Source organism: Endozoicomonas acroporae (genome assembly GCF_002864045.1).
Lineage (GTDB): Bacteria > Pseudomonadota > Gammaproteobacteria > Pseudomonadales > Endozoicomonadaceae > Endozoicomonas > Endozoicomonas acroporae.
On record NZ_PJPV01000157.1, the window covers coordinates 1 to 13,237 of the forward strand.

Sequence of the window (13,237 nt, forward strand, 5' to 3'; positions counted from 1 at the left end):
CAGCAGTGCGATTTTCAGCAGAGTCGAACCATTCCTGGTGTTGAAATCACCACACACATAATGAGAGGGTCCCTGAACTTCAATAATAATATTGTGATCTGGCAGTAGCAGATCAACCGGAGGTAATGAGTTCAGACTCCTTTCTTCTTCAATCTGTAAAGAGGGAATACATGATTGGAGTTGAGCGCGGAAGTCGGCCTGAGGTTTTGAAATGGTTGTCTGGTAATGAGGGACGATCGGACACGCTCTGCCAAGCCAGCTTGCGGCCATGGCAATGATGGATTGATCCTCTTCATTGTTTGGGGATGCATTTTCCAGGCGAGTAAACAGATCATCCATGTGCTTTTCAAGCAAGCTGTTTTTATTGGCATGGGAGTCTGGAGACAGCCTGGCACAGCATACCAATGCTCCCCAGAGAGACATCGATATTTCTTGCTGAGATAGCTGAGGGTATTTACTGATTTGGCAGACAAGAAGTTCAGTCGTGGATTTAACCACATTCAGCTCAACGAGTTCTCCCAGTTTCGCCATGGCCCACAGCAGGTGGGAGATATGCTGAGGAATAAATTGGTCTTTCTTTGCGTTCACTTTGGGCAAAAGTGCGAACACGGCCTCGTTGAGCTCTGGCGTCTGCTCTTGTCCGTTGATCACCAGTTTCGCCATGGCCCACAGCTGGATGGCGATATCCTGGGCATTAAATTGGTCATTATGTGCGTTCACGTGGGGCAACAGCGCGGCCACGGCTTCTTTGAGTTCTGGTGTCTGCGCATGCCCGTTGTCCACCAGTTTCGCCATGGCCCACAGCAGGTTGGCGATTTCCCGGGGTTTAAAGTTAGCTTTCAGTGCGTTCACGTGGGGCAGCAGCGTGGCCACGGCCGCTTTGAGCTCTGGTGTCTGCTCCTGCCCGTTGTCCATCAGTTTTGCCATGGCCCACAGCAGGTTGGCGATACCTTGCGGTTTAAAGTTAGCTTTCTGTGCATTCACGTGGGGCAACAATGCACCTAAGGCCTCTTTGAGCTCTGGTATCTGCTCCAGCCCGTTGTCCACCAGTTTCGCCATGGCCCACACCAGGTTGGCGATATCCTGGGCATTAAATTGGTCTTTCTGTGCGTTCACGTGGGACAACAGCACGGCTAAGCTCTCTTTGAGCCCTTGTGTCTGCTCCAGCCCGTTGTCTACCAGTTTTGCCATGGCCCACAGCAGGTTGGCAGTTTCCTGTGGCTTAAAGTCAGCTTTCTGTGCGTTCACAGGAGGCAGCAGCGCGGCGACGGACGCTTTGAGCCCTGGTACCTGCTCCAGCCTGTTGTCTACCAGTTTCGCCATGGCCCACAGCAGGTTGACGATATCCTGGGCATTAAATTGGTCTTTCTGTGCGTTCACGTGTGGCAACAGCACAGCAAGTGCTTGTTTGAGCTTGGTTGCCTGCTCCAGCCCGTTGTCCACCAGTTTTGCCATGGCCCACAGCAGGTTGGCAGTTTCCTGTGGCTTAAAGTTAGCTTGCTGTGCGTTCACGTGGGGCAACAGGACGGGTACGGCCTCTTTGAGCTCTGGTGTCAGCTCCAGCCCGTTGTCCACCAGTTTTGCCATGGCCCACAGCAGACTGGCGATTTCCTGTGGTTTAAAGTGAGCTTTCTGTGCGTTCACGTGGGGCAACAACGCGGCCACGGCATTTTTGAGACCTGATGTCTGCTCCAGCCCGTTGTCCACCAGTTTCGCCATGGCCCACAGCAGGTTGACGATTTCCTGTGGGTTAAAGTTAGCTTTCTGAGTGTTCACGATGGGCAACAACGCGGCCACGGCCTTTTTGAACTCTGGTGTCTGCTCCAGGAGGTTGTCCACCAGTTTCGCCATGGCCCACAGCAGGTTGGCGATACCCTGAGGAATAAATTGGTCTTTTTGTGCGTTCACGTGGGGCAACAGCGCGGCCACAGCCTCTTTGAATTCTGGTGTTTGCTCCAGCCCCTTGTCCACCAGTTTGGCCATGGCCCACAGCAGGTTGGCAATTTCCTGTGGTTTAAAGTTAGCTTTCTGTGCGTTTATGTGGGACAAAAGTACGGATACGGCCTCTTTAAGCTCTGGTGTCCACTCCTGCCCGTTGGCCATCAGTTTCGCCATGGCCCACAGCAAGTTGGTAATATGTTGGGCATTAAGTTGGGCTTTCTGCGTGTTCACGCGGTGCAACAGCGCGGCCACAGCATTTTTGAGCTCTGGTGTCTGCTCCTGGCCGTTGTCCACCAGTTTCGCCATGGCCCACAGCAGATTGGCGATACCCTGAGGAATAAATTGGTCTTTTTGTGCGTGCACGTGGGGCAGCAGCGCAGCCACGGCCTCTTTGAGTTCTGGTGTTTGCTCCTGCCCATTGTCCACCAGTTTCGCCATGGCCCACAGCAGGATGGCGATTTCCTGTGGTCTAAAGTTAGCTTGCTGTGCGTTTACGTGGGACAAAAGTGCGGACACGGCCTCTTTAAGCTCTGGTGTCCACTCCTGCCCGTTGGCCATCAGTTTCGCCATGGCCCACAGCAAGTTGGTAATATGCTGGGCATTAAATTGGTCTTTCTGTGCGTTCACGTGGGGCAACAGCGCGGCCACGGCCTCTTTGAGTTCTGGGGTCTGCTCCTGTCCTTTGTCCACCAGTTTTGCCATGGCCCACAGCAGGTTGGCGACCCCCTGGGCATCAACATCCCTGGCTTGAGGTTTTTGGTTGCACTTGAATATGATTGCATCAAGTAGTGTTGACAATAAGGCAGCCTGAGTACGCTTAACACGCCCATCCATGGATTTATGAGGGGTAAAAACACCCGCTGAAGTCAATGAATGAAGTGTGGTCGTCAGGCTTCGCCAATTCCAGCTCCGTGTGACTGTGAAATTTTGCAGCAAATGCATCAGCTGGCTTTGTTCAGCTCGATCTAACGGTCTTTTAGCAGCTGATGTGTATTTTTTAATTGAACTGGCATACCAGCCGTGATTTCTCCCATCATAGCGATGACCGAAACGACCCGATTGACTCACCAGATCATCCATTATTTCCTGTTTGATGAGGGCATTAAAATCTTGAGCAGGGTTTACTGAACGGCACTGTAGATGTTGAGAAGGGCATGCGTGAGAAGAACGGTAAAATGTATTACGCCCCGGGTTAGTGCGTGGGGTATCATCCCTCTGCCTGACCGTGGCATGTCGGTATCGTCCACGCCTCGAAGAAGCAGCATGGCCACCCGGTCGGTTATGGTTATTATCTGATCTTGCGTATTGACCACTGATACCGGCAGAGCTTCTGTCCATAATTATATTTCATTAATTCATGAAAATATAAAAAGCAGACTGCTGTGCAGTTCAGAAGTTCATTTTGGTTTATATAAAGCAGTGCCGTATTTCTCATCTGCCGACCCGCTTTTAAGTGATACAGAGCCATGACTCTGTGGCGGGATCTTTAACCTGGTCTTTATTCGATCAATACATAGTTTCATTGAATCCTGGCTCCTGAGCTGGTTAATCGGGATTTCAATGACCTCAAATCCTGATTTTTGCAGCAGTGCGATTTTCAGCAGAGTCGAACCATTTCTGGTGTTGAAATCACCACCCACGTAATGAGACGGTCCCTGAACTTCAATCACCATGTTGTGGTCTGGCAGTAGCAGATCAACCGGAGGTAATGCGTTCAGACTTTTTTCTTCTTCAATCTGCAAAGAGGGAATGCATGATTGGAGTAGAGTGCGGAAGTCGGCTTGAGGTTTTGACAGGTTAGTCTGGTAATGGGGGACGATCGGACACGCTCTGCCAAGCCAGCTTGCGGCCATGGCAATAACGGATTGATCCTCTACATTATCCGGAGATGTATTTTCCAGACGAGAAAACAGGGCAGCCAGTTGTTTTTCAAACACGTTATTTTTATTGGCATTAGAGTCTAGAAACAACCTGGCACAGCATACCATCACTCCCCAGAGAGACATCGATATATTTTGCTGAGATAACTGAGGGTATTGACTGATTTGGTAGACCAGATATTCAGTCGTGGATTTAACCAAATTCAGCTCAAAGAGTTCACCCAGTTTCGCCATGGCCCACAGGAGGTTGGCGATATGCTGAGGAATAAATTGGTCTTTCTGTGCATTCACGTGGGGCAACAACTCGGCCACGGCCTCTTTGAGCCTTGGGGTCAGCGCCTGCCCGTTGTCCACCAGTTTCGCCATGGCCCACAGCAGGTTGGTGATAGTCTGGGCATTAAATTGGTCTTTCTGTGCGTTCACGTTGGGAAACAGCGCGGCTACGGCTTCTTTGAGTACTGGTGTCAACGCCTGCCCGTTGTCCACCAGTTTCGCCATGGCCCACAGCAGGTTGGTGTTTTCCTGGGTTTTAAAGCTGGCTTTCAGTGTTTTCATGTGGGGCAGCAGCGTAGCCACGGCTGCTTTTAGCTCTGGTGTCAGCGCCTGTCCGTTGTCCACCAGTTTCGCCATAGCCCACAGCAGGTTGGCGATATGCTGAGGAATAAATCGGTCTTTTTGTGCGTTCACATGGGGCAACAACTTAGCCACAGTCGCTTTGAGCCCTGGTGTCAGCGCCTGCCCGTTTTCCACCAGTTTTGCCATGGCCCACAGCAGGTTGACGATATGCTGAGGAATAAATTGGTCTTTCTGTGCATTCACGTGGGGCAACAACGCGGCCACGGCCTCTTTGAGCCCTGGTGTCAGCGCCTGCCCGCTGTCCACCAGTTTCGCCATGGCCCACAGCAGGTTGGCGATACCTTGTGGTTTAAAGTTAGCTTTCTGTGCATTCACGCAGGGCAACAATGCGCCTAAGGTTTCGTTGAGCCCTGGTGTCTGCTTCTGGCCGTTGTCCACCAGTTTTGCCATGGCCCACAACAGGTTGGCGATACCTTGTGGTTTAAAGTTAGCTTTCTGTGTGTTTACGTGGGGCAACAGCGCGACCACGGCCTCGTTGAGCCCTGGTGTCTGCTCCATCCCGTTGTCCATCAGTTTTGCCATGGCCCACAGCAGGTTAGCGATTTCCTTTGGCTTAAAGTTAGCTTTCTGTGCGTTCACAGGGGGCAACAGTACGGCCACGGCCTCGTTGAGCCCTGGTGTCAGCTCCAGCCCGTTGTCCACCAGTTTTGCCATGGCCCACAGCAGGCTGGTGATGCCCTGGGTATTAAATTGGTCTTTCTGTGCGTTGACGTGGGGCAACAACGTGGCCACGACCTCTTTGAGACCTGGTGTCTTCTTCCGCCCGTTGTCCACCAGTTTCGCCATGGCCCACAGCAGGTTGACGATTTCCTGTGGGTTAAAGTTAGCTTTCTGAGTGTTCACGTTGGGCAATAACGCGGCCATAGCCCCTTTGAGCTCTGGTGTCTGCTCATGGCCGTTGTCCACCAGTTTCGCCATGGCCCACAGCAGGTTGGCGATACCCTGAGGAATAAATTGGTCTTTTTGTGCGTTCACCTGGGGCAACAGCGCGGCCACGGCCTCTTTGAGTTCTGGTGTTTGCTCCTGCCCGTTGTCCACCAGTTTCGCCATGCCCCACAGCAGGTTGACGATTTCCTGTGGTTTAAAGTTAGCTTGCTGTGCGTTTACGTGGGGCAAAAGTGCGGACACGGCCTCTTTAAGCTCTGGTGTCCACTCCTGCCCGTTGGCCATCAGTTTCGCCATGGCCCACACCAAGTTGGCAATATGCTGGGCATTAAATTGAGCTTTCTGTGCGTTCACTAGGTGTAACAGGGCGGTCACGGTCTCTTTGAGTTCTGATGTTTGCTCCTGCCCGTTGTCCACCAGTTTTGCCATGGCCCACAGCAGGTTGGCGACACCCAGGGCATCAACATACCTGGCGTGAGGTTTTTGGTTGCACTTGAAAATGATGGCATCCAGTAGTGTTGACAGTAAGGCAGCCTGAGTACGCTTAACACGCCCATCCATGGGTTTATGAGGGGTAAAAACACCCGCTGAAGTCAATGAATGGAGTGTTGTCGTAAGGCTTCTCCAGTCCCAACGCCGTGTTACGGTAAAATTTTGCAGCAAACGTATCAGCTGGCTTTGTTCTGCTCGATTTAACGGTCTTTTTGCAGCGGATGTGTATTGTTTAATTGAATTGGCATACTGGCCGTGACTTCTACCATCATAGCGATCACCGAAATGATCCGATTGACTCACCAGATCATCCATTATTTCTGGCTTGATGAGCGCCTTAAAATCTTGAGCAGGGTTTACTGAACGGCGCTGTAGATATTGAGAAGGGCGTGCGTCAGAAGAACGGTAAAATGTATTACGCCCCGGGTTAGTGCGTGGGTTATTATCCCACTGCCTGACCGTGGCATGTCGGTATCGTCCACGCCTCGAAGCAGCAGCACGGCCACCCGGTCGGTTATGATTATTATCGGATCTTGCGTATTGACCACTGATACCTGCAGAGCTTCCGTCCATAATTATATTTCATTAATTCATGAAAATATAAAAAGTAGACTGCTGTGCGGTTCAGAAGTTCATTTTGCTGAAATGTTTATATATAAGCAGTGCCGTATTTCTCATTGGCCGACCCGCTGTTCAGTAATACAGAGCCATGACTCTGTGGCGGGATGTCTACCCTGGTCTTTATTTGATCAGTATATAGTTTTATTGAATCCCGGCTCCTGAGCTGGTTAACCGGGATTTCAATGACCTCAAATCCTGCTTTTTGCAGCAGTGCGATTTTCAGCAGAGTCGAACCATTCCTGGTGTTGAAATCACCACTCACGTAATGAGACGGTCCCTGAATTTCAATCACTATGTTGTGGTCTGGCAGTAGCAGGTCAACCGGAGGTAATGAGTTCAGACTCTTTTCTTCTTCAATATTCAAAGCTGGAAGGCATGACTGGAGTTGATCGCGGAAGTCGGTTTGAGTTTTTGAAATGTTTGTCTGGTAATGGGGGATGACCGGACACGTTCTCCCAAGCCAACTGGCGGCCATGGAAATGATGTGTTGATCCTCTTCATTATCCGGGGATGTATTTTCCAGGCGAGTAAACAGGTCATCCATGTGCTTTTCAAGCAAGTTATTTTTATTGGCATTAGAGTCCAGAGCCAACCTGGCACACAATACCATGACTCCCCAGAGAGACATCAATATGCCTTTCTGAGAGAGCTGAGGGTTGTCAATGATTTTGTAGACAAGCGATTCGGACGTGGAGGTAACCACATTCAGCTCTACAAGCTCGCCCAGTTTCGCCATGGCCCACAGCAGGTTGGCGATTTCCTGTGGTTTAAAGTTAGCTTTCAGTGCGTTCACGAGGGGCAATAGCACGGCCACGGCCTCTTTGAGCTCTGGTGTCCGCTCCTGACCGTTGTCCATCAGTTTTACCATGGCCCACAGCAGGTTGGCGATATGCTGAGGCATAAATTGGTCTTTCTGTGCGTTCACGTGAGACAACAGCGCGGCCACAGCCTCTTTGAGACCTGGTGCCAGCTCCTGCCCGTTGTCAACGAGTTTCGCCATGGCCCACAGCAGGTTGGCGATTTCTTGTGGGTTAAAGTTAGCTTTCGCTGTGTTGACGAGTGGCAACAGCGCGGCCACGGCCTCTTTGAGCAGCGGTGTCTGCTCCTGCCCGTTGTCCACGAGTTTCGCCATGGCCCACAGCAGGTTGGCGATTTCCTGTGGTTTAAAGTTAGCTTTCTGTGCGTTCACGCAGGGTAGCAGGGCGGCCACGGCCTCATTGAACCTTGGTGTCTGCTTTTGCCCTTTTTCCGCCAGTTTCGCCATAGCCCACAGCAGGTTGGCGATATGCTGAGGAATAAATTGGTTTTTCAGTGCTTTCACGTGGGGCAACAGCGCGGCCAAGGCTTCGTTGAGCTCTGGTGTCCGCTCCAGGCCGTTGTCCACCAGTTTCGCCATGGCCCACAGCAGGTTGGCGGTTCCTTGGGCCTTAAATTGGTTTTTCTGTATGCTCACGAGGAGCAACAGCACGGCCACGGCCTCTTTGAGCCTTGGTGTCTGCTCTTGCCCGTTATCCACCAGTTTCGCCATGGCCCACAGCAGGTTGGCGATATGCTGAGGAATAAACTGGCCTTTCTGTGTGTTCACGTGGGGTAACAGCGCGGGCACGGCCTCGTTGAGCTCTGGTGTCTGCTCCTGCCCTTCGTTCGCCAGTTTCGCCATGGCCCACAGCAGGTTGGCGATATCCTGGGCATTAAATTGATCTTTCTGTGCGTTCAGGTGGGGCAACAGCGCGGCTACGGCCTCTTTGAGCTCTGTTGTCTGCTCCTGCCCGCTGTCCACCAGTTTCGCCATGGCCCATAGCAGGTTGGTGATTTCCTGTGGTTTAAAGTTAGCTTTCTGTGTATTCACGTGGGGCAACAGCGCGGCCATGGCCTCTTTGAACTCCGGTGTCCGCTCCTGCCCGTTGTCCACCAGTTTCGCCATGGCCCACAGCAGGTTGGCGATAGCCTGGGGAATAAATTGGTCTTTCTTTGCGTTCACATGGGGCAACAGCACGGCCACGGCCCCTTTGAACCCTGTTATCCACTCCTGCTCGTTGTCCACCAGTTTCGCCATGGCCCACAGCAGGTTGGCGATCCCCTGGGCATTAAATTGGTCTGTCTGTGCGCTCACGTGGAGCAACAGCGTGGCCACCGTCTCGTTGAGCCCGGGTGTCCGCTCTTGCCCGTTGTCCACCAGTTTTGCCATGGCCCACAGCAGGTTGGTGATATGCTGAGGAATAAATTGGTCTTTCTGTGCGTTCACGTGGGGCAACAGCGCGACCACGGTCTCGTTGATCTCTGGTGTCCGCTCCTGCCCGTTGTTCACCAGTTTCGCCATGGCCCACAGCAGGTTGGCGATATGCTGAGGAATAAATTGGTCTTTATGTGCGTTTACATGGGGCATCAGCGCAGCCACGGCCTCTTTGAACTCTGGTGTCTGCTCCTGCCCGTTGTCCACCATTTTCGCCATGGCCCACAGCAGGTTGGCGATTCCCCGGGCATCAATATCCCATGCTTTAGCTTTTCGGTTGCACTTGACTATTATTGCCTCCAGTAGCGTCGACAATAAGGCAGCTTGTGTACGCTTAACACGCTGATCCATAGGTTTATGAGGGGTAAAAACACCCGCTGAAGTAAATGAGTTCAGTGTTGTCGTCAGGCTTCGCCAATTCCAACTCCGTGTTACTGTGAAATTTTGCAGCAAACGCATCAGCTGGCTTTGTTCAACCCGATTTAACGGTCTTTTAGCAGCTGACGTGTATTTTTTAATTGAATTGGCATATAGGGCGTGATCTCTCCCATCATAGCGATGACCGAAACGATACGATTTACTCACCAGGCCATCCATTTTTTCCTGTTGGGTGAGAGCATTAAAATCTTGAGCAGGATTTACTGAACGGCGCAGTAGATATTGAGAAGGGCATGGGGCAGAAGATTGGTAAAATTCATTACGCCTCGCGGCTGTACGGGGGGGAGGATCCCATTGTCTGACGGTGGCATGCCTGTATCGCCCACGCCTTGAAGAAGGGGCATGGTTATTCGGTTGGTTGTAAGCATTATCTGATCTTGCGTATTTACCACTGATACCTGCAGAGCTTTTGTCCATAATTATATTTCATTAATTCATGAAAGTATAAAAAGCAGACTGCTGTTCTGTTCAGAAGTTCATTTTACTGAAATGCCTGTAAAACCAAGCCGTTGGGGATACACATCTACTTCTGATGCCACCAATCCGTTATTTTCAAATCATTTTGGGCAACAGGTATTCAACGCTGGCGCTCCTTCCCTGGAATATGAACACAGTTCTTGAGTCATGGTGAAAGGGAAGAGGTTATTGGCTTTTTTTTTCTCTTCCTTTTTCTTTTTTTGGGTTTGCCTGTTTGCTTTTCTAAATGTTCTTCAGCGGTTAAATAACAATGATCTGAGGATTGACACCCTTTATCGACGGTAACGTTTGCCTCATCTGCCCACCCGATTTTATGTGATACAGGGCCATGGCCCTGCGGTGGGATGTCCAACCTGGTCTTTATCTGATCAATACATCGTTTTATTGAATCCGGGGTCCAAAAGGTGTTAGTCGGGATTTCAATGACCTCAAATCCTGCTTTTTGCAGCAGTGCGACTTTCAGCAGAGTCGAACCATTCCTGGTTTTGAAATCACCACACACGTAATGAGAGGGTCCCTGAATTTCAATAATAATGTTGTGGTCTGGCAGTAGCAGATCAACCGGAGGTAATGAGTTCAGACTTCTTTCGGCTTCAATCTTTAAAGAGGGAATACATGATTGAAGTTGATCACGGAAGGCGGTATGAGGTTTTGACATGTTACTCTGGTAATGGGGGACGATCGGACACGCTCTGCCAAGCCAGCTTGCGGCCATGGCAATGATGGATTGTTCATCTCCATCGTTTGGGGCTGCATTTTTCAGGCGAGTAAACAGGGCATCCATGTGCTTTTCAAGCAAGCTGTTTTTATTGGCATTGGCATTGGCATCTGGAGAGAGCCTGGCACAGCATACCAATACTCCCCAGAGAGACATCGATATATCTTGCTGAGATAACTGAGGGCATTGACTGATTTGGTAGACAAGAAGTTCAGACGTGGATTTAACCACATTCAGCTCAACGAACTCACCCAGTTTCGCCATGGCCCACAGCAGACTGGCGATATGCTGAGGAATAAACTGGTCTTTCTTTGCGTTCACTTGGGACAACAGGGCGGTCACGGCCTTGTTGAGCTCTGGTGTCTGCTCCTGCCCATGGATCACCAGTTTCGCCATGACCCACAGCAGATTGGCGATTTCCTGTGATTTAAAGCTGGCTTTCTGTGCGTTCACGTGGGGTAACAGTGCGGCCACGGCCTCTTTGAGTTCTGGTGTCCGCTCCTGACCGTTGTCCACCAGTTTCGCCATGGCCCACAGCAGGATGGCGATGGCCTGGGGATTAAATTGGTCTTTCTGTGTGTTCACGCAGGGCAACAGCGCGGCCACGGCCTCTTTGACCTCTGGTGTCCGCTCCTGCCCGTTGTCCACCAGTTTCGCCATGGCCCACAGCAGGTTGGCGATATGCTGAGGAGTAAATTGGTTTTGCTGTGCGTTCACATGGGGCAACAGCGCGGCCACGGCCCCGTTGAGCCCTGGTGTTCGCTCCAGCCCGTTGTCCAACAGTTTTGCCATGGCCCATAGCAGGTTGGCGATATGCTGAGGAGTAAATTGGTTTTGCTGTGCGTTCATGAGGGGCAACAGGGCGGCCACGGCCTCGTTTATCCCTGGTGTTCGCTCCAGCCCGTTGTCCACCAGTTTCGCCATGGCCCACAGCAGGTTGGCGATATGCTGAGGATTAAATTGGTCTTTCTGTCCGTTCACGTAGGGCAACAGTGCGCCCACAGCCTCTTTGAACTCTGGTGTCCGCTCCTGCCCGTTGTCCATCAGTTTCGCCATGGCCCACAGCAGGTTGGCGATATGCTGAGGAATAAATTGATTTTGCTGTGCGTTCACGTGGGGTAACAGCGCGGCCACGGTCTCTTTGAGCCACGGTGCCCAATCCTGCCCGCTGTCCACCAGTTTCGCCATGGCCCACAGCAGGTTGGCGATACCCTGGGCCTTAAATTGGTTTTTCTGTACCTTCACGTGGGGCAAAAGGGCGGCCACGGCCTCGTTGAGCTCTGATGTCTGATCCTGCCCGTTGTCCACCAGTTTCGCCATGGCCCACAGCAGATTGGCGATATGCTGAGGATTAAATTGATCTTTCTGTGCGTTCACGTGGGGCAACAACGTGGCTATTGTCGCTTTGAGGCCTGTTGTCTGCTCCAGTCCGTTGTCCACCAGCTTCGCCATGGCCCACAGCAGGTTGGCGATATCCTGAGTATTAAATTGGTCTTTCTGTGCGTTCACGTGGGACAACAGGGTGGCTACGACCTCTTTGAACTCTGGTATCCGCTTCTGGCCGTTGTCCACCAGTTTCGCCAAGGCCCAAAGCAGGCTGGCGATTCCCTGGGCATTAAATTGATCTTTCTGTGCGTTTACCTGAAACAACAATGCGGCCACGGCCCTTTTTAGCCTTGGTGTCCACGCCTGCCCGTTGTCTACCAGTTTCGCCAAGGCCCACAGCAGGTTGGCGATATGCTGAGTATTAAATTGGTCTTTCTGTGCGTTCACGTGGGGCAACAGCGCGGCCACTGTCGCTTTGAGCCCTGGTGTCCACTCCTGCCCGTTGGCCATCAGTTTCGCCATGGCCCACAGCAGGTTGGCGATTCCCCGGGCATCAATGTCCCTGGCTTGAGGTTTTTGGTTGCACTTGAATATGATTGCATCCAGTAGTGTCGACAATAAGTCAGCCTGAGTACACTTAACACGCTCATCCACGGGTTTATGAAGGGTAAAAACACCCGCTGAAGTTAATGAATGAAGTGTGGTCGTAAGGCTTCGCCAGTCCCAACGCCGTGTTACGGTAAAGTTTTGCAGCAAACCTGTCAGCAGGCTTTGTTCCGCTCGATTTAACGCTCTTTTAGCAGCTGATGTGTATTTTTTAATGGAATTGGCATACCAGCTGTGATTTCTCCCATCATAGCGATGACCCAAACGATCCGATTGACTCACCAGATCATCCATTATTTCCTGTTTGATCAGCGCATTAAAATCTTGAGCAGGGTTTACTGAACGGCGCTGTAGATTTTGAGAAGGGCCTGCGTCAGAAGAACGGTAAGATGCATTACGCCCCGGTTTAGTGCGTGGGGTATCATCCAACTGCCTGACCGTGGCATGTCGGTATCGTCCACGCCTTGAGGAAGCGGCATGGCCACCTAGACGGTTACAATCATTAACTGATCTGGCGTATTGACCACTGATACCGGCAGAGCTTCTATCCATAATTATATTTCATTAATTCATGAAAATATAAAAAGCAGACTGCTGTGCCGTTCAGAAGTTCATTTTGCTGAAATGTTTATAAGTAGCTAACCATATGGAATCATATATTTCTGACTCCTTGTTCAGGCACTCTGCTTCGTTACAACTCCGGTCACATAGCTACGGCTATGCTCCCTCCGTTGTGCCTCGCATAGCACCTGCCCAAGTAGCCAGAAATATATGATTCCATATGGCCAGCTACTTATATAAGCAGTGCCGTATTTCTCATCTGCCGACTCGCTTTTAACTGATTACAGAGCCATGACCCTGTGGTGGGATGTTTACCCTGGTCTTTATTTGATCAATACATCGTTTTATTGAATCCGGGTTCAAAAGCGTGTTAACCGGGACTTCAATGACCTCAAATCCTGCTTTTTGCAGCAGTGCGATTTT

General features: G+C 51.2%; 4 protein-coding genes. All 4 read right to left on the bottom strand.

Going from position 1 to position 13,237, the window contains the following annotated elements; all coding sequences use genetic code 11:
- Positions 1–3,279 (bottom strand): DUF1601 domain-containing protein (locus tag CX664_RS21140; protein ID WP_146000192.1); only part of this gene is annotated, 3,279 nt, incomplete at its 3' end.
- 59 nt (positions 3,280–3,338) lie between these two features.
- Entirely contained in the window at positions 3,339–6,407 is a 3,069-nt protein-coding gene (locus CX664_RS21145; RefSeq protein WP_101748646.1) for an RAP domain-containing protein, read from the bottom strand.
- A gap of 76 nt (positions 6,408–6,483) precedes the next feature.
- Positions 6,484–9,543 carry an RAP domain-containing protein gene (locus tag CX664_RS21150; RefSeq protein ID WP_101748647.1) on the bottom strand — a complete coding sequence of 1,020 codons (3,060 nt, stop codon included), beginning with the start codon at positions 9,541–9,543 and terminating at the stop codon, positions 6,484–6,486.
- A gap of 205 nt (positions 9,544–9,748) precedes the next feature.
- Entirely contained in the window at positions 9,749–12,805 is a 3,057-nt protein-coding gene (locus tag CX664_RS21155) for an RAP domain-containing protein (RefSeq protein WP_101748648.1), read from the bottom strand.
- Between the last annotated feature and the right edge of the window lie 432 nt (positions 12,806–13,237).

Excerpts from the sequence above, each read along its gene's own strand:
- CX664_RS21155 (WP_101748648.1), bottom strand. The coding sequence starts at position 12,805 with ATGGATAGAAGCTCTGCCGGTATCAGTGGTCAATACGCCAGATCAGTT.
- CX664_RS21145 (WP_101748646.1), bottom strand. The coding sequence starts at position 6,407 with ATGGACGGAAGCTCTGCAGGTATCAGTGGTCAATACGCAAGATCCGAT.
- CX664_RS21150 (WP_101748647.1), bottom strand. The coding sequence starts at position 9,543 with ATGGACAAAAGCTCTGCAGGTATCAGTGGTAAATACGCAAGATCAGAT.